Annotated in this window: 19 protein-coding genes; 11 read left to right on the top strand and 8 right to left on the bottom strand. The window is 70.4% G+C overall.

Annotated features, from left to right (window positions below; genetic code table 11):
* Position 1 precedes the first annotated feature (1 nt).
* The 3 genes from ACFQW8_RS00640 to rpsT all read left to right on the top strand — a co-directional run bounded on the left by ACFQW8_RS00640 (position 2) and on the right by rpsT (position 1695).
* The gene (locus ACFQW8_RS00640; protein WP_380085041.1) at positions 2-250 is read left to right on the top strand and encodes a hypothetical protein; all 249 of its coding nucleotides are present in this window, start codon (positions 2-4) and stop codon (positions 248-250) included.
* On the top strand, positions 234-1229 hold the full coding sequence (holA, locus tag ACFQW8_RS00635) for a DNA polymerase III subunit delta (protein ID WP_380085040.1): 996 nt from the start codon (positions 234-236) through the stop codon (positions 1227-1229). The genes ACFQW8_RS00640 and holA overlap by 17 nt, the downstream gene beginning before the upstream one ends.
* Positions 1230-1434: 205 nt before the next feature.
* The gene (gene rpsT / locus ACFQW8_RS00630) at positions 1435-1695 is read left to right on the top strand and encodes a 30S ribosomal protein S20 (RefSeq protein WP_009775331.1); all 261 of its coding nucleotides are present in this window, start codon (positions 1435-1437) and stop codon (positions 1693-1695) included.
* A gap of 93 nt (positions 1696-1788) precedes the next feature.
* On the opposite strand, the gene ACFQW8_RS00625 is transcribed toward rpsT, so the two are convergent.
* Positions 1789-2214: a type II toxin-antitoxin system PemK/MazF family toxin gene (locus ACFQW8_RS00625; protein ID WP_380085039.1), complete on the bottom strand. Its 426-nt coding sequence runs from the start codon at positions 2212-2214 to the stop codon at positions 1789-1791.
* A 105-nt stretch (positions 2215-2319) separates the two neighbouring features.
* Between ACFQW8_RS00625 and lepA the strand changes: the two genes are divergently transcribed.
* From lepA to ACFQW8_RS00610, 3 genes are all read left to right on the top strand, one after another.
* Positions 2320-4185, top strand: a complete 1866-nt coding sequence (gene lepA / locus ACFQW8_RS00620; protein WP_380085038.1) for a translation elongation factor 4 — start codon at positions 2320-2322, stop codon at positions 4183-4185.
* Positions 4186-4260: 75 nt separating this feature from the next.
* Entirely contained in the window at positions 4261-4722 is a 462-nt protein-coding gene (locus ACFQW8_RS00615) for a hotdog fold domain-containing protein (RefSeq protein WP_380085037.1), read from the top strand.
* A gap of 35 nt (positions 4723-4757) precedes the next feature.
* Complete coding sequence (locus tag ACFQW8_RS00610; RefSeq protein WP_380085036.1) at positions 4758-5198, top strand: nitroreductase family deazaflavin-dependent oxidoreductase; 441 nt, start codon at positions 4758-4760, stop codon at positions 5196-5198.
* Between the two features lie 16 nt (positions 5199-5214).
* Here ACFQW8_RS00610 and ACFQW8_RS00605 read toward each other — a convergent pair whose 3' ends face one another.
* Genes ACFQW8_RS00605 through ACFQW8_RS00595 form a run of 3 tightly spaced genes read right to left on the bottom strand, consistent with a single transcriptional unit; the run spans position 5215 to position 7577 of the window.
* Positions 5215-5772 carry an NUDIX hydrolase gene (locus ACFQW8_RS00605; RefSeq protein WP_380088545.1) on the bottom strand — a complete coding sequence of 186 codons (558 nt, stop codon included), beginning with the start codon at positions 5770-5772 and terminating at the stop codon, positions 5215-5217.
* A 2-nt stretch (positions 5773-5774) separates the two neighbouring features.
* Positions 5775-6596: a tyrosine-protein phosphatase gene (locus tag ACFQW8_RS00600; RefSeq protein ID WP_380085035.1), complete on the bottom strand. Its 822-nt coding sequence runs from the start codon at positions 6594-6596 to the stop codon at positions 5775-5777.
* 18 nt (positions 6597-6614) lie between these two features.
* Complete coding sequence (locus ACFQW8_RS00595) at positions 6615-7577, bottom strand: ornithine cyclodeaminase family protein (RefSeq protein ID WP_380085034.1); 963 nt, start codon at positions 7575-7577, stop codon at positions 6615-6617.
* A 123-nt stretch (positions 7578-7700) separates the two neighbouring features.
* On the opposite strand from ACFQW8_RS00595, the gene hemW reads away from it, so the two are divergent.
* Positions 7701-8918 (top strand): radical SAM family heme chaperone HemW, encoded by a 1218-nt coding sequence (gene hemW / locus ACFQW8_RS00590; protein WP_380085033.1) that lies wholly within the window; start codon positions 7701-7703, stop codon positions 8916-8918.
* A gap of 75 nt (positions 8919-8993) precedes the next feature.
* Entirely contained in the window at positions 8994-9761 is a 768-nt protein-coding gene (locus ACFQW8_RS00585; protein WP_380085032.1) for an SDR family oxidoreductase, read from the top strand.
* 137 nt (positions 9762-9898) lie between these two features.
* Here ACFQW8_RS00585 and ACFQW8_RS00580 read toward each other — a convergent pair whose 3' ends face one another.
* Together ACFQW8_RS00580 and ACFQW8_RS00575 are read right to left on the bottom strand one after the other, a co-directional pair.
* Positions 9899-10447, bottom strand: a complete 549-nt coding sequence (locus ACFQW8_RS00580) for a DUF4870 domain-containing protein (RefSeq protein ID WP_380085031.1) — start codon at positions 10445-10447, stop codon at positions 9899-9901.
* Between the two features lie 181 nt (positions 10448-10628).
* Positions 10629-11501 carry a DUF3097 domain-containing protein gene (locus ACFQW8_RS00575; RefSeq protein WP_380085030.1) on the bottom strand — a complete coding sequence of 291 codons (873 nt, stop codon included), beginning with the start codon at positions 11499-11501 and terminating at the stop codon, positions 10629-10631.
* A 70-nt stretch (positions 11502-11571) separates the two neighbouring features.
* Here ACFQW8_RS00575 and hrcA point away from each other — a divergent pair, with 70 nt between their 5' ends.
* The 3 genes from hrcA to ACFQW8_RS00560 all read left to right on the top strand — a co-directional run bounded on the left by hrcA (position 11572) and on the right by ACFQW8_RS00560 (position 14670).
* The gene (hrcA, locus tag ACFQW8_RS00570) at positions 11572-12603 is read left to right on the top strand and encodes a heat-inducible transcriptional repressor HrcA (RefSeq protein WP_380085029.1); all 1032 of its coding nucleotides are present in this window, start codon (positions 11572-11574) and stop codon (positions 12601-12603) included.
* 81 nt (positions 12604-12684) lie between these two features.
* Positions 12685-13815, top strand: a complete 1131-nt coding sequence (gene dnaJ / locus ACFQW8_RS00565) for a molecular chaperone DnaJ (RefSeq protein ID WP_380085028.1) — start codon at positions 12685-12687, stop codon at positions 13813-13815.
* 111 nt (positions 13816-13926) lie between these two features.
* Complete coding sequence (locus tag ACFQW8_RS00560) at positions 13927-14670, top strand: 16S rRNA (uracil(1498)-N(3))-methyltransferase (RefSeq protein ID WP_380085027.1); 744 nt, start codon at positions 13927-13929, stop codon at positions 14668-14670.
* On the opposite strand, the gene ACFQW8_RS00555 is transcribed toward ACFQW8_RS00560, so the two are convergent.
* Positions 14667-15707, bottom strand: coding sequence for a Gmad2 immunoglobulin-like domain-containing protein (locus ACFQW8_RS00555; protein ID WP_380085026.1), 1041 nt, complete (start codon positions 15705-15707; stop codon positions 14667-14669). The genes ACFQW8_RS00560 and ACFQW8_RS00555 overlap by 4 nt on opposite strands.
* Positions 15704-16240, bottom strand: a complete 537-nt coding sequence (locus tag ACFQW8_RS00550; protein ID WP_380088543.1) for a SigE family RNA polymerase sigma factor — start codon at positions 16238-16240, stop codon at positions 15704-15706. Before ACFQW8_RS00550 ends, ACFQW8_RS00555 begins: the two co-directional genes overlap by 4 nt.
* Positions 16241-16246 lie beyond the last annotated feature (6 nt).

Here is a 16246-nt window from a genome sequence, read left to right as displayed (position 1 = left end):
CATGGCGACCCACGACGATCCTCGACCGGCCACCCCGTCCCGGCGACCCCGCCGGGTGATGCGGAGTGCGCTGCTGACCGCAGCCGTGGTCGTGGCGGTCGTCGCACTGCTCGTGGCAGTCCTCGTCGGGATCTCGATGGTTGCGGGCCCGTGGTTCCCCAAGGGTGGTGACGGCAGCATGACGACGGGTGCGCCCGAAACGACCCAGGGACCCGTCGTACCTCCGTGGCAGAGTGACCGCCGTGAGTGATCTCGTCGAGGTGCAGCGCCGCGTTCCGCCGCTCGTCCTCATCGCAGGACCCGAGCAGGTCCTCGCCGAGCGGGGACTCGCCGAGACGATCCAGCTGATCAAGGAGCACACCCCCGACGTCGAGGTGATCCGTCTCCACGCCAGTGCCTACGAGCCGGGCGAGCTCATGGTCCACTCCAGTCCGTCGCTCTTCGGTGGGGACAAGGCCGTGGTCGTGCACGACCTCGACGAGGCCACCGACGAGCTCCAGCAGGACCTCCTCGCCTACCTCGCAGCGCCACCCGAGGACGTCACCCTGGTCGTCATCCACAAGGGCGGCAACCGCGGCAAGAAGGTCCTCGACACGCTGAAGAAGTCGCGCGCGCGACTCATCGACGCCCCTGCCATCAAGACCGACCGCGACAAGGCCGACTTCGCCATGAACGAGTTCCGCCGAGCCAGGAGACGCGCGACCGGCGAGGCCGTCCAGGCTCTCGTCGACGCCATCGGCCGGGACCTGCGCGAGCTCGCCTCGGCCTGCCAGCAGCTCATTGCCGACACGACAGGCACCATCGACGAGCAGGTCGTCCTGACCTACCACGGAGGGAAGGTCGAGGCGACCGGCTTCAAGGTGGCCGACGCCGCCGTCGCCGGAGACGCGGGCGAGGCGCTGCGCCTGCTGCGTCACGCCATCGCCGTCGGCGTCGACCCCGTGCCGATCGTCGCGGTCCTGGCCCAACAGCTGCGCCAGCTCATCAAAGTCGGTTCCGCGGGGCGAGGTCGCTCGGCCGACCTGGCCCGCGACCTGGGCATGGCTCCGTGGCAGGTCGACAAGGCCCGGCGCTCGCTCCAGGGCTGGACCGCCGAGGCGCTGGCTCGCTCCCTGCAGGCGGTCGCGGCCGCCGACTTCGAGGTCAAGGGCGGCGGGCGCGACCCGGTCTATGCCGTCGAGCGAGCCGTCCTGACGATCACCCGCGAGAAGGCGGCCGGTGACGGTTGAGCGGCTGGGGAGCACGCGGCATACCCGCGTTTTGCTCATCTCTGTCGCCCGCTGGTAGATTTGCTCCCTGCGTGCGCGCTCAGGTCGTGCGCGCACGTTGCTCCATCCAGAAGCGGTTCACGCAAGGGTGTCCCCACTCCCGGTCCCGAACCGCGTCTGCCGCCCTCTACGGCAATTACCGACCTCACCAGAGAGATATTTCTTCGTGGCAAACATCAAGTCCCAGCTCAAGCGCATCAAGACCAACAAGGTCGCGACCGAGCGCAACAAGGCCGTCAAGTCCGACGTCCGCACCGCTGCCCGCAAGTTCCGCGACCTCGCGGAGGCCGGCAAGGTCGACGAGGCCAAGGACGCGCTCAAGGTGGCGTCGACCAAGCTCGACAAGGCCGTCAGCAAGGGCGTTCTGCACAAGAACAACGCGGCCAACAAGAAGTCGGCCATGGCCAAGAAGGCCGCCAGCCTCTGAGCTGACGCACAGCTGACCCGAGCCGCTCCGGCTCCACAGCGCACGAGGGCCCGTCACCACCACGGTGACGGGCCCTCGCACGTGTCGCCCGGCTCAGCGCTTGAGCGTCGTGGCACCGTGCTCGCGGTGGGAGACCACGACCTCGTCCCACCGCTCCCGGTCGAGGACGGCACCCTCGCGCCGGATCGTCGCCGGGTCGACGCGGACGATGCGGTTGACCCTCACCTCGGAGGGGCGTCCCTTGCTGTCCCAGCCGCCCGGCCCGACGTCGACCCAGTGGCGGCCGGCGCGGCGTTCCTGGTCGTGGTCGCGGTCGTGGTCCTTGCTCGTGAGATACATCCCCAGCACCCAGCCGCCGTCCCAGCCGAGGACGAGCACGGGTCGGTCCTTGCCCTGGGTGGCGTCGTCCTCATAGGGCACGTGGGCCCACACGACCTCGCCGGCATCAGGTGCCCCGTCGGGCTCGGGGTGGTAGGCCGGGTCCAGCGGTCCGACGAAGTCTCCGGGATAGACAGGCATGGCCCGAGGCTAGCCGTGACCCGGACTGTCGGGGTTCGGGCAGGTGACGTAGTCGTGGGAGACTGTCCCGACTCCCGTTCCACCACCTCGAGGACCTAACCGACTGTGTCTCCCCGTGCCCGCACCGTGCTGCAGCCGCACGCCACGCCGCCGGAGGCGATCCGCAACTTCTGCATCATCGCCCACATCGACCACGGCAAGTCGACCCTCGCCGACCGCATGCTCGGGATCACCGGCGTCGTCGACGACCGCGCCGCCCGCGCGCAGTACCTCGACCGCATGGACATCGAGCGCGAGCGCGGCATCACGATCAAGAGCCAAGCGGTGCGTATGCCGTGGGAGAGCGTGGGTGCCGACGGCACCTCCGGCAACTACATCCTCAACATGATCGACACCCCGGGCCACGTCGACTTCACCTACGAGGTCTCGCGCTCGCTCGCGGCGTCCGAGGGCGCCGTGCTCCTCGTCGACGCGGCACAGGGCATCGAGGCCCAGACCCTCGCGAACCTCTACCTCGCGATGGAGAACGACCTCACGATCGTCCCGGTCCTCAACAAGATCGACCTTCCCGCGGCGCAGCCCGAGAAGTACGCGGAGGAGCTCGCCCACCTCATCGGGTGCGAGCCCGACGACTGCTTCCGGGTCTCCGGCAAGACCGGTGTCGGCGTCGAGACGCTTCTCGACGCGATCGTCACCCAGATCCCGCACCCGGTGGGCGACCCCGACGCTCCGGCGCGGGCGATGATCTTCGACTCGGTCTACGACACCTACCGCGGCGTCGTGACCTACGTGCGCGTGGTCGACGGCAACCTCAACCCGCGCGAGAAGATCATCATGATGTCGACGCGGGCGACGCACGAGCTGCTCGAGATCGGTGTCATCTCGCCAGAGCCGGTGCCCGGCAAGGGCCTCGGCGTGGGTGAGGTCGGCTACCTCATCACCGGGGTGAAGGACGTGCGGCAGTCGCGCGTCGGTGACACGGTGACCAACGAGCGCAAGCCGGCCGACCAGGACCTCGGCGGCTACCGCGACCCCAAGCCGATGGTGTTCTCGGGGCTCTTCCCGATCGACGGCTCGGACTACCCGCTCCTGCGGGACGCCCTCGACCGGCTCAAGCTCAACGACGCGGCGCTGGTCTACGAGCCGGAGACCTCGGTCGCGCTGGGCTTCGGGTTCCGCTGCGGCTTCCTCGGCCTGCTCCACCTCGAGATCGTCCGCGAGCGCCTCGAGCGCGAGTTCGACCTCGACCTCATCTCGACCCAGCCCAACGTCATCTACGACGTCACCATGGACGACGGTTCGGTCATCGTCGTGACGAACCCGAGCGAGTTCCCCTACGGCAAGGTCGCCGAGGTGCGCGAACCCGTCGTCAAGGCGACGATCCTCGCGCCGAGCGAGTTCATCGGCGCGATCATGGAGCTCTGCCAGGGCAAGCGTGGCCAGCTGCAGGGCATGGACTACCTCTCCGAGGACCGCGTCGAGCTGCGCTACACCGTGCCCCTGGCCGAGGTCGTCTTCGACTTCTTCGACCAGCTCAAGTCACGCACGCGGGGCTACGCGTCGCTGGACTACCAGGAGGCCGGTGACCAGGTCGCCGACCTCGTGAAGGTCGACATCCTGCTCCAGGGCGAGAACGTCGACGCGTTCAGCTCCGTCGTCCACAAGGACAAGGCCTACGCCTACGGCAACATGATGGCCGGCAAGCTCAAGGAGCTCATCCCGCGCCAGCAGTTCGAGGTGCCGATCCAGGCCGCCATCGGTGCCCGGGTCATCGCGCGAGAAAACATCCGCGCCATCCGCAAGGACGTCCTCGCCAAGTGCTACGGCGGTGACATCAGCCGCAAGCGCAAGCTGCTCGAGAAGCAGAAGGCCGGCAAGAAGCGGATGAAGAACATCGGCACCGTCGAGGTCCCGCCCGAGGCCTTCATCGCCGCCCTGTCCTCCGACGACGGCGACACCAAGAAGAAGTAGGACGCCTGCCCACGTGGGAGGTGAGGCAGCCCACGGGTGGCGGACGGACGGCATACCGAGCAGTAACATGACGGTATGCCGGACACCTTCGCGCTCTACCGCAAGCTCACCTCGCTGCCCCTGGGCAAGCAGGCCTTCTCCTTCCTCTTCGCGCAGAAGGCGCCGTACTTCTGGACCGTGCGGCCCCGGGTCCGTGAGGTGCGCCCGCACCACGCCGCGCTCGTCATCAGGAAGCGGCGCGCGGTCCAGAACCACATCGGCACGGTCCATGCGATCGCCGTGTGCAACGGACTCGAAGCGGCGATGGGACTGCTCGCCGAGGCGACGACGCCCCAGGACCGCCGCTGGATCCCCAAGGGCATGGAGGTCGCCTACACCGCGAAGTCGACGACCGACCTGCTCTGCACCGCCGACACCGACCCGGCGGACTGGGACCACCCGGGCGACGTGCCGGTGCGGGTCAGAGCCATCCGCGAGGACGGCGCCGTGGTCGTCGAGGGAATCATCACGATCTATGTGAGCGAGAAGAAGTCGTAGCGAATAGTTCGGCCGAGTGTGGTGTTGTGGTGGGCATGACCATCACCGGCACATACGTCCCGAGCCCCAGCGAGTGGGTCCGCCAGCAGGTCGACACGATCGAGGAGACCGGCACCACCGAGTCCGTGGACATCCAGGGTCGCCCGGTCGTGCTGCTCACCATGAACGGCGTCACCGGCACCGTCCGCAAGGTCCCCCTCATGCGGGTCGAGCACGACGGCGTGTATGCCGCCGTGGCCAGCAAGGGTGGGGCACCCGAGCACCCCAAGTGGTACGCGAACCTGCGCAAGAACCCCGTTCTCGAGGTCCAGGACGGCGACCGGACGTGGGTGGCGAAGGCCCGTGAGCTGGAGGGCGCCGAGCGTGACGAGTGGTGGGCGCGGTGCGTCGAGGCGTTCCCGAACTACGCCGAGTACCAGCGCAACACCGAGCGGCTGATCCCGGTCTTTGCGCTCGAGCCGCACGACCCGAGCTGACGCCGACGGTTCGTGCTCAGCCCGGCGCGACCGTCGACTCGTCGACCTGACCCAGGTCCAAGGGCTCGGCAGCGGCAGTGTCGTCGGCAGCCGCGTGGTCCCAGATCCGCAGGATGTCGCGCGGCCAGATGTCCTTGTCGGTGACCTCGAGCTCGGACCGGGTCCACCAGTGGTGTGCGGTCATCGTCGCGATCTCGACCTCGGTGTGGCCGTCGGTCGAGACCTCGAACGGTGCGCAGCGCACGAACCAGAACAGCTCGTCCTGGGTCGTCACGACGTCGCTGTAGCCGTGCACGACGACTCGCTCGGCAAGGGGGCCCACGAGGTCGGACTCGGCGATCGAGAGGCCGGTCTCCTCGGCGACCTCACGCACGGCCGCCTGGAGGTCGGTCTCCCCGGGGTCGACGCCGCCGCCGGGAGTGATCCAGAACGTCGGCCTCGGGACGATGCCCGGGTCGCTGTCGCGGAAGAGGAGCAGCCGGTCGTCGGAGTCGACGAGCAGGACCCGCATCGCCCGTCGGCGGTTGCGGCTCCGCTCGTCCGGAGCAGGAGCGGACAGCACCGGGTGGGCCATGGTCACGACGTGAGCCGCTGACGCAGCCGGTCGATGTCCGTGTCCGTCCAGCCCTGGTCACGCAGCCATCCCCGGGCCCCACCGAACTCGTCGCGCACCGTGTCCAGGATGGTGCGCATGGTCTCGGGGCGCGGCCGCTGGTCATCGACGCTCTGCTGGCGCAGGGCGGTGCCATAGAGGTCTCGGGGCATGAGGCGGGCGATGATCCGCTCGATGCGCTCGCCGGTCAGGGCGTAGTCCTCGACGATCGCGTCGTGGGGGACTCCGACCGCGTCGAGGGCGAGAGCGACCACGGTGCCCGTGCGGTCCTTGCCCGCGGCGCAGTGGATGACGGTGGCACCGGTGCTGCGAGAGACGACGTCGAGGGCGGCAGAGATCGAGTCGGGGCGGGTGGCGAGATATCCGAGGTAGTGCTCCGACCAGAACTGCGCATCGCGGGTCGGACGCCGAGAGTGCTCGGGCATCGCGAGGGCCTGCTCGGCCGTGACCGCCCGGCCGTCGCCGAAGAGCGAGTGGTGGTGGTGGGTGAGCGACTCGACGGCCCAGAGCGGGCCCGGGCCCTCGGTGCTCACCTCGGTGTCGCTGCGCAGGTCGACGATGTCGCTCACGCCCAGGACGTCGACCACCTCGCGGACGTCGGCCTCGCTGAGGTCCTGCAGGTTGTCCGAGCGCAGCAGCCGGCGCGGCTGGATCACCCCGCCGTCGCGCGTCGGGAGCCCGCCCGAGTCGCGCATGTTGACGACGCCCTCGAGGTGGATCCACCGGTCGGTCGCAGGCTCGTCCGGGGGCGCGTCAAGAGTCGGGTGCTCGCTCGGGTCGGTCACCTCGCCATCGTAGGTGGATCACAGGGCGATGAGCTGACCTGTTCCTGTCGCCTCGGCCCAGTCGGCGACGGCGCTCGCGACCACGAGGTCGCTGATGCCCGTGCCGAGGTTCTGGATGACGAGCCGACCGTCTGGACGTGGCGCGTGGAGGAGGTGCCCCGTCCACGCGGTGGGTGTCGGGTAGCCGTCGAGCTTGCCCCGCACTGTCCGGACCGCCGCGAACTGCGGGAGGTGGTCGGCCGCGAGCACGGCGCTGTCGGCGAGGTCGGCGCCCACCGAGCTCGCGTAGTCGATGGGCAGGAGCAGCGCGTCCTCGCGCGGCCAGGTCACCGGGATGGCCATGTCGGTGAGCCCGATCGAGAGCCCGGTGATGACGACGACCTTGTCTCGGACGGCTGCCTCCCGCGACGGGCAGGCCACGACGCGTATGCCGGGTGCGACCTCTGCCGTCTCCCTGGCCAGGGCGTCGATCGCCTCACGGCGGCGCGCCCAGACGTGGACCTCGGTGTGGCCGAGGGCCTCGAGGACGCGGAGGTGGGAACGCGCCTGGAGGCCGGCTCCGAGGTAGGCGATGGGGCCGTCGGCATCTGCGAGGGCGCGCACGCAGGCGCCCGTCACGGCGGCTGTCCGGATGGCCGTGAGCTCGTGGGCCGGCAGCAGGGCGCGGGGCACACCGGTGGTCCCGTCATTGACGACCATGACGCCGCTGGCCGTCGGCAGACCACGGACGGGGTTGTCGGGCACGATGCTGATCCACTTGCAGCCCAACAGGTTTCGTTCGGGATAGGCCGCCGGCATGGCGTTGGCGAACATTCCGGGCGAGGTCCGCACGGTGGGCTTGGGCGGGACGTCTGCACGGCCCTCCGCCAGGGCGCAGAGGGCGTCTGCGACGAGGTCGACCACCTCGACCAGGGGCGGGAGGCAGGCGCGGACGTCGTCGTCGGTGAGGATGCGCACGAGCGCCAACTTATCGGCGGACATGGATGGGGCCGCGGAAAGTGGTCCGGCGAGGGGAGCGCTCGGTCCGGGAGCGTTCCCTGGCGCCGCCCTGCGCTGATGTGTCTGGCGGAGAGGGAGAGGTCGGGGGATGGGAGGATCTGCGGCATGCCCCGCCTGCCCGATGGAGACCCTGCCCCGGACTCGGGGCAGCTGCCGGCTGGGGCCCTGGAGTTGCTCGGCAGGCGCCCGTTCGGGATCTACCTGCACGTCCCGTTCTGCCGGGTCCGCTGCGGATACTGCGACTTCAACACCTACACCCTCACCGAGCTCGGGCCGGGCGCCAGCACGTCGACCTTCGTCGACACGACCTTGGCCGAGCTCGACCTCGCGCGGGCCGTGCTCGGGGAGTCGGCACCGCCCGTCGACACGATCTTCGTCGGCGGTGGGACGCCCACGATGCTTGCCGCAGCCGATCTCGTGAAGGCCGTGGACGGCATACGCCAAAGGTTTGGTCTGGCGGATGACGTGGAGGTGACCACGGAGGCCAACCCCGACTCGGTCACGCCGGACTCGTTGCAACAACTCGCCGACGGTGGCTTCACCCGCATCTCGCTCGGCATGCAGTCGGCCGTCCCGCACGTCCTCGCGACGCTCGACCGGACCCATGACCCCGCGGGCGTGGGGACGGCTGTGCGCGCCGCGCAGGACGCCGGGCTCGTGACGAGCGTCGACCTCATCTATGGCACGCCGGGGGAGTCGGTCGACGACTGGCGACGCAGCCTCGACCAGGCGATCTCCCTCGGGTCAGAGCATGTCTCGGCCTATGCGCTCGTCGTCGAGGAGGGCACCAAGCTGGCTGCCCAGGTGCGTCGTGGTGAGGTCGTGCGGCCCGATGACGACGACGAGGCGACGAAGTACGAGATCGCCGACGAGGTGCTGACCGCAGCCGGCTTCGACTGGTACGAGGTGAGCAACTGGACGCGAACCCCGGCTGGGCGGTGCCGGCACAACGACGGCTACTGGACCGGCGGCGACTGGTGGGGCGTGGGTCCCGGTGCCCACAGCCACGTCGGCGGCGTGCGTTGGTGGAACGTCAAGCACCCCAGGGCGTATGCCGGCCGGCTGGCCGAGCGCCTGTCTCCGGCTGCGGGGCGCGAGACGTTGACTGCGGAGCAGGTCCGCGACGAGCAGGTGCTGCTGCGGGTGCGGGTGCGTGATGGTCTCGGGGTCGATGACCTCGACGAGGTCGGTCGACTCGCCGTCGCGGGACTCGTCGCCGACGGGCTGGTCGACGGGACGGCGGCAGTGCGCGACCGTCGGGTCGTGCTGACGTTGCGGGGCAGGCTCCTCGCCGACACCGTCGTCCGCCGACTCCTGGGCTGAACTCCGGCCTTGTGTGCCTGAGCCCACGCTCCACCGTGGCCTCAGGCACACGAGGCCGGATCTAGGGTGGCGCTCATGACTGCCACACACAGCCGCCGGCTCGAGGGCCGCACCGCCATCGTCACCGGCGCCAGCCGCGGGATCGGCCTAGCCATCGCCGAGCGCCTCATCTCGGAGGGCGCACGGGTGTGCATCACCGCACGCAAGCAGGAAGCACTCGACGCGGCCGTCGCTGCCCTCGGGAGCCCTGAGGTCGCCATGGCCGTCGCTGGAAGGGCGGACGACCCGGCCCACCAGGACGAGGTCCTGGCCAGGGTGGCCGACACCTTCGGCTCTGTCGACCTGCTCGTCAACAACACCGGGATCAACCCGGCATACGGACGGCTCGTCGACCTCGACCTCGACGCGGCCCGCAAGATCGTCGAGGTGAACTGCATCGCTGCGCTCTCCTGGATCCAGAAGGCTGTCGCCGGTGGTCTGGAGGAGCGCGGAGGTGCGATCGTCAACGTCTCGTCGGTGGCGGGGGTGCGCCCGGCGCCGGGCATCGGGTTCTATGGCGCGAGCAAGGCGATGCTGACCCACCTCACCGAGGAGCTCGCCGTCGAGCTGGGGCCGACGGTGCGGGTCAACGCCGTCGCCCCGGCGGTCGTGAAGACGCGGTTCGCCACGGCGCTCTACGAGGGCCGCGAGGAGAAGGTGGCCGCTGGCTACCCGCTCGGTCGGCTGGGCGTGCCCGAGGACATCGCCGGGGTGGTCGCCTTCCTGCTGTCGGACGACGCCGCCTGGATGACCGGCCAGCTCGTCGTCGTCGACGGTGGCCTGCTCCTCAAGGGCGGCGTCTGAGGCGCTCTCGGCGGGCGCGCAAGGGACCCGTGGCGCGCACATCACGATGGGCGCTCAGTCGGGACTTCGTCCCGAACGCACCCATCGCGATGTGCTCACGCAACGGGTCAGTGTGGCCTCGTTCCGCTTCCAGCGGCTTACTTGACGAACTGCGGAGTGAACGGTGGGGACCACTGCTGGCCCTCGTTGGCGCGCATGGCTCCGATGACGTGGAGGACGAACGCGAACGCGAGAGCGAGGAAATAGGTCGCGAAGCCCACGAGGAGCAGCATCAACGGGAACGAGACGAGCAGGAAGATCCCCGTGATGATCTGGATGTTGAGCGAGTTGGCTGCGTGCTGGCGCACGAAGTCACCGCGGTCCTTGTACATCACGTAGATGACGAGCGACCCGACGAAGCCGAGGAGGCCGGCGCTCAGCACCATGGCGATGAGCGGGACGAGGTGGGCGAACATGCCCCACTGGCGCTGCTGGGCCGGGTCGAGGACCTGTTGACCGGTAGCCGTCGGCTGGCCCGGGTACGCCTGATGGGCGGCGGGCTGCTGGTAGGGCTGCTGGGCCGCGGGCGGCTGCTGGTACGGAGGCGGTGTGGTCTGCTGCTGCCCGTAGGGCGCCGGCGGAGGCGGGGGGGTCTGCGAGTTCTCCGGGTGGTGGCCCTGCGGGACTTCGGGGGGCGGGGTGGTCATGGTGTCCTCCTTCAGGGGACGGGGTGCTGTCACCCAGTCAAACCCATGCCGAACCGGATTCATCCCCGCTTCGGGGTGAGATCAGGGTGAGGTCAGGGGTGACCCTGCTGCGGAGGGCGGGCGCAGGTCCCACGCGCTGCGTGGGCCGGCATACCCGGGTCGGCGCAGGGAACTGCGTCCCTCAGGGCGCGGTGACGAAGTCGATGAGCTCCTCGACCCGGCCGAGCAGCGACGGCTCGAGGTCGGCATAGGACCGCACCGTGCCGAGGATCTGCTTCCAGGCGCGGGCGATGTCGGCCTGCTCGGCGTGGGGCCAACCGAGGTGGGCGCAGATGCCGTGCTTCCACGACGTGCCGCGTGGGATGACCGGCCACTGGCCCATGCCCAGCCGCTCCGGCCGGACCGACTGCCACACGTCGACGTAGGGATGGCCGACGATGAGGACGTGCGACGCAAACGGCTGCAGCCGCGAAGCCGCCTCCACGACGCGGGTCTCCTTGGTGCCGGGCACGAGGTGGTCGACGAGGACGCCCATCCGTCTACCCGGTCCCGGGGCGAAGTCACGGATCGCGGCCTCGAGGTCGTCGACCCCGTCCAGCATCTCGACGACGACACCCTCGACGCGCAGGTCGTGGCCCCAGACCTTCTCGACGAGCTCGGCGTCGTGTCGACCCTCGACGAAGATCCGGGACGCGCTCGCGACCCGGGCGGGCGCGTTCGCGACGGCGCGTGAGCCGCTCGCCGTGCGGGAGGCGGTGGCGCGGGCGGCCGTGAGCCGGGCGTCGGCGGCGGTGGACGGCTTGGTGAGCGTGACCGGCGAGCCGTCGACGTGGAACCCCGGTCCCAGAGGGAAGGCCCTGGTCCGTCCGCGCCGGTCCTCGAGATGGACGACGTGGATGCCCCCGGCCTTCTCCACGCGGACCACGGCGCCCACCCAGCCGGTCTCGACGTCCTCGACGACGACGCCGAGCTCGGCCGCGAGAGGGACGGACCGGCCGCCGCGAGGGGCCTTCCAGTCGCCGGAGAGCACGTCCCGGCCGTAGCGATCAGTCACCTGCGCGAGGGTAGACGTAGAATTGGCACTCACCAAGGATGAGTGCCAGTGAGGACGGAAGGTGTCGGTCATGAGTGATGAACGTCGGCTCGCGGTGCTGCGCGCCATCGTCCAGGACTACGTCGAGACGTCCGAGCCCGTCGGCTCGAAGGCGCTGCTCGAGCGTCACCGGCTGGGCGTCTCGGCGGCCACGGTGCGCAACGACATGGCGGCCCTCGAGGAGGACGGCCTCATCGCGGCTCCGCACACCAGCGCCGGACGCATCCCGACCGACGCTGGCTACCGCTTCTTCGTCGACCGTCTCAGCGGGGTCAAGCCACTGAGCGGTGCCGAGAAACGCGCCATCAGCACCCTGCTCGACGGTGCGATCGACCTCGACGACGTCGTCGACCGCACCGTGCGGCTCCTCGCCTCACTGACCCGCCAGGTCGCGGTGGTCCAGTACCCGTCGCTCACCCGTTCGTCGGTCCGGCACATCGAGCTCGTGCCGATCGGCGGCTCGCGTCTGCTCGTGGTGCTCATCACGACGACGGGTCGGGTCGAGCAGCGCGTGCTCGAGACGGGGACGGACCTCGCCGAGCCCGCGGCCGAGCGCATGCTCGCGTCGCTGCGATCCGACGTCAACGGTGCGACGGTCGGCAAGACGCTCGCCGACGCGGCCGGTGGGCTCGGTGAGCTGCCGACCCAGGTCGACCCTGGCGCACGCGGTCTGCTCGCCGCCATCGCGGCCGAGCTGACCGAGGTCCTCGTCGAGCAGCGGGAGGAGCGGGTCGTCATGGCCGGCGCCTCCCACCTCGTGCGCGCCGGAGAGGACTTCCCCACCTCGATCGGGCCGGTCCTTGAGGCACTCGAGGAGCACGTCGTCCTCCTCAAGCTCCTCGGCACGGTGACCGAGCAGGGAGACGCCGTCGCCGTGCGCATCGGAGCCGAGAACCCGTATGCCGGGTTGCAGTCGACCTCGCTCGTCACCTCGGGCTACGGCGCCGGGAGCGACCTCGTGGCCGGGCTCGGCGTCGTCGGTCCGACCCGCATGGACTATCCGACGACCATGGCGGCTGTTCGTGCCGTCGCCACCTATGTCAGCCGCATCCTCGCCGACTGAGCACCGAACACCGCCTGACCGCCTGCCTGCCCCAGCCCGACACGTGACCCCACCAGCCCCCAGCGAAGGACGTCCACCGAAGTGAACGACTACTACGCCGACCTCGGCGTGGCCCGCGACGCAACCGCCGACGACATCAAGAAGGCCTACCGCCGCGCAGCCCGCAAGCTCCACCCCGACGTGAACCCCGGCCCCGAGGCCGAGGAGCAGTTCAAGAAGGTCTCGCAGGCCTATGACGTGCTCTCCGATGCCGAGAAGAGGCGCAACTTCGACATGGGAGCCGACCCGTATGCCGGCGCTGCTGCCGGCTTCGGACAGGGCTTCTCGTTCAGCGACGTCATGGACGCGTTCTTCGGGCAGGGGGCCGGTCAGGGTCAGGGACAGGGACCGCGATCACGCCAGGCCCGGGGTCAGGACGCCCTCGTCCGTCTCGACCTCGACCTCGTCGACGCGGTCTTCGGCGCCGAGAAGGAGCTTGTCGTCGACACGGCCGTGGGGTGCTCCACGTGCCACGGCGCAGGCACCCAGCCGGGCACCGGCACCCGCACGTGCGACGTGTGCCGAGGGCAGGGTTCGATCCAGCAGGTTCAGCGCAGCTTCCTCGGCCAGGTGATGACGTCGCGCCCGTGCGTGAACTGCTCTGCCACCGGTCAGGTGATCGAGGCACCGTGCTACGAGTGCTCCGGTGACGGACGCGTGCGCACCCGCCGCAGCCTGACGATCCGGGTTCCTGCTGGCGTCGACACGGGCACGCGGATCCAGCTCGCCGGCGAGGGTGAGGTCGGCCCCGGCGCCGGTCCTGCCGGAGACCTGTACGTCGAGGTCGCCGTGCGCCGCGACAAGCGCTTCCAGCGCCAGGGCGATGACCTCCACGCCACGCTCGAGCTCCCGATGACCGCAGCCGCGCTGGGTGCCACGGTGCCGTTCGAGACGTTCGACGGCGTGAGCGACCTCGAGGTGCACCCCGGCATCCAGTCCGGCGAACAGATCCTCCTGCGCGGCCTGGGTGTCACCCACCTGCGTGGGTCGGGACGTGGCGACATCATCATCCACGCCATGGTCCAGACGCCGACCCGGCTCAGCCACGAGCAGGAGGGCCTGCTCCGCGACCTGGCCCGGCTCCGTGACGAGGAGAAGCCGACCGGTCGCATCGCCAACCCCGCCGAGGGTTCGCTCTTCGGCAAGCTCCGCGACGCCTTCAAGGCCCGCTGATCCCATGTCCCACACCCCGCCGAGTGGTATGTGGCAAGGCACGCTCGATTGCTCCTTCGTCGCAAACGCGTCCCTTGCCACACGCCACTCGTCGGTCGATGGGATGGCGGTGTGAGCCTCCACCTCTACCTCGTGGCTCCGGGCTCGCTCGACGCGACTCGGGCTGGGGATGTCGTCGTGCTCGACGGGCCGGAGGGGCGGCATGCGGCGATGGTCAAGCGGACCCAGCCCGGCGAGGGTCTCCGGCTCTCCGACGGCGCCGGTCGAGTGGTCACCGGTGTGGTCGAGTCGGCCGGGCGCGACCGCCTCACCGTGCGCGCCGACACGGTCGACGACGTGCCCGAGCCGAGCCCTCGACTCGTCCTCGTGCAGGCACTGGCCAAGGGCGACCGTGACGACCAGGCGATCGAGGCCGCGACCGAGCTGGGGGTCGACGAGGTCGTCCCGTGGCAGGCCAGCCGCAGCATCGTCCAGTGGCGCGGCGACAGGGGCGCCAAGGCGTGGGCCAAGTGGGACGCCGTCCTCGTCGCCGCGACCAAGCAGTCCCGTCGACCTCGACGACCCGTGCTCGCACCGGCGGCCACCACGGCCGCAGTGGCGGGGCGGATCGCTGCCGGTGCCACGGCATACGTGCTCCACGAGGACGCCGACGATCCGCTGGCCACCCTGACCCTTCCAAGCGAGGGTGACGTGCTCGTCGTCGTCGGCCCCGAGGGCGGCATCGCGCCCGCCGAGCTCGACGCCTTCCGCGAGGCGGGAGCCCACATCGTCCGCCTGGGCGACACCGTCCTTCGCTCATCCAGCGCCGGACCGGCGGCGCTCGCGGTGCTCAGCGCCGCGTCCCGCTGGCGCTAGCCGACGGTGAAGGTCACGAGTCTCTCGGCGACCGCCTGCTGACCGTCCTCCGCCGAGGACACGAACGTGCGGATGGTCCACGTCCCGGCCTCGAGGCGCCCGAGGTCGATGGTGAAGGTCCCTCGTGCCGGAGCGCCCATCGACGCCGTGACGAAGCCGTCACGCACCGTCGTCGTCCCACGCCGCAGCTCCCACTCGACGTTGGCCTCGAAGGCGACCGCCTGACCCCGGACACTCACCGCCCTGGCCAGGGGCAGGGTGGCACCGGGAGAGGGGTCATCGACCCAGATGTCGCACAAGGCTTCTGGTGGGGTGGCCGCTCGGGTGAAGCGGGTGGACGACTCCAGGTGTCCGAGCAGCTCGCCTCCACTCGCCGGCCGGATCGACACCGGCACGTCACCCCGACCCACGGCTCCCTGCGCCGTCCACACCAGCGACGAGATGGCCAGCCGGGCCCGCTCGGCATCTGGTGCGCGGTCGCCGGATGCGCTGAGCCGCAACGTGATGACGTCGTCCGACACCAGGGCGCGATCCAGCGTCACCCCTTGCCAGAGCTCGGATCGCCGCAGGGACTCGCCGACGGCTGCGCTGACCCGGGCCGACTCCGAGGCGGACACGCCCACCCCGGAGGTCCAGAACTCCCGAACGAGGCCGGGCCGGTTGTCGGTGCCGCCGTTGGTGCCGACGCGATAGATGGCCAGGGCAGCACCGGCCGAGGTCGGCGGCGTCGAGGCGGTCGACGGAGAGAGGGACGGCGCCGGGAGCGTCGGTGAGGTGACCGACGGGGGACCGACGGGCTGACCCGGCAACCGCTCGGGTGCCGGTCCTGCTGCCCACACGACGCCGGCGACCGCTGCTGCTGCGGCAGCGACCCCCAGACCGGTGACCCAGCGGCTCCGGACAGGAGAAGGCGCCGGCTCGGACGCCTCCCGCAGGATCTCGTCGAGGCGGTCGGCCGGCCGGATGCCACGGGCCCGTGCCGCAAGCACCTCGCGCAGCACCCGCTCGGTGTCGGACGGATCCAGCTGGGTCGTCATCGCTCCTCCATCTGGGTGCGCAGGGCCGCGAGGCCCCGGTGGGCGTGGGCCTTGACCGATCCGGGGGCGATGCCGAGGGCGTCGGCGATCTGGGCCTCGCTGAGGTCGAGGTAGTAGCGCAGGACGAGCACCTCCCGCTGCCGGGCGGGCAGGCGCTGCAGCCGCGCGAAGAGATCGGCGGCCCTGTCCGCCGACATCGCCTCGTCCTCTGCGCTCGCCACCCGCAGGCGGGTGCCGGCCCGGGTGGAGTCGAGATAGCGCTGCTCGACCTTGTGGTGACGGAGCGCGGAGCGCGCACCGTTGACGACGCTCTGCCGCAGGTATGCCGCACCGCGCCCTTCGCGGACGTCGTCCCACTTGCGATGGAGTGAGACGAAGGCGTCCTGCGCGATCTCCTCGGCGAGGAGGTCGTCGTGCACGAACAGCCAGGCGAGGCGGACCATGGGACGCCAGTGCACGGCATACAGGCTCGAGACGCCGTCATCGGCGGCTGCGCGCGCTGCTGCGTCACGTCGTGTGCCCACGAGGGTCATTGTCAC

Source organism: Knoellia altitudinis, assembly GCF_042666355.1.
In the GTDB taxonomy this organism is placed as follows: domain Bacteria; phylum Actinomycetota; class Actinomycetes; order Actinomycetales; family Dermatophilaceae; genus Knoellia; species Knoellia altitudinis.
This window is presented reverse-complemented; position numbering and strand designations above follow the sequence as displayed.

What these genes read in the sequence shown, in the direction of transcription:
- ACFQW8_RS00640 (WP_380085041.1), top strand. Translation starts at nt 2, where the DNA reads ATGGCGACCCACGACGATCCTCGACCGGCCACCCCGTCCCGGCGACCC.
- ACFQW8_RS00625 (WP_380085039.1), bottom strand. Translation starts at nt 2,214, where the DNA reads ATGCCTGTCTATCCCGGAGACTTCGTCGGACCGCTGGACCCGGCCTAC.
- ACFQW8_RS00615 (WP_380085037.1), top strand. Translation starts at nt 4,261, where the DNA reads ATGCCGGACACCTTCGCGCTCTACCGCAAGCTCACCTCGCTGCCCCTG.
- ACFQW8_RS00610 (WP_380085036.1), top strand. Translation starts at nt 4,758, where the DNA reads ATGACCATCACCGGCACATACGTCCCGAGCCCCAGCGAGTGGGTCCGC.
- ACFQW8_RS00605 (WP_380088545.1), bottom strand. Translation starts at nt 5,772, where the DNA reads ATGGCCCACCCGGTGCTGTCCGCTCCTGCTCCGGACGAGCGGAGCCGC.
- ACFQW8_RS00595 (WP_380085034.1), bottom strand. Translation starts at nt 7,577, where the DNA reads ATGTCCGCCGATAAGTTGGCGCTCGTGCGCATCCTCACCGACGACGAC.
- hemW (WP_380085033.1), top strand. Translation starts at nt 7,701, where the DNA reads ATGCCCCGCCTGCCCGATGGAGACCCTGCCCCGGACTCGGGGCAGCTG.
- ACFQW8_RS00585 (WP_380085032.1), top strand. Translation starts at nt 8,994, where the DNA reads ATGACTGCCACACACAGCCGCCGGCTCGAGGGCCGCACCGCCATCGTC.
- ACFQW8_RS00580 (WP_380085031.1), bottom strand. Translation starts at nt 10,447, where the DNA reads ATGACCACCCCGCCCCCCGAAGTCCCGCAGGGCCACCACCCGGAGAAC.
- hrcA (WP_380085029.1), top strand. Translation starts at nt 11,572, where the DNA reads ATGAGTGATGAACGTCGGCTCGCGGTGCTGCGCGCCATCGTCCAGGAC.
- ACFQW8_RS00555 (WP_380085026.1), bottom strand. Translation starts at nt 15,707, where the DNA reads ATGACGACCCAGCTGGATCCGTCCGACACCGAGCGGGTGCTGCGCGAG.
- ACFQW8_RS00550 (WP_380088543.1), bottom strand. Translation starts at nt 16,240, where the DNA reads ATGACCCTCGTGGGCACACGACGTGACGCAGCAGCGCGCGCAGCCGCC.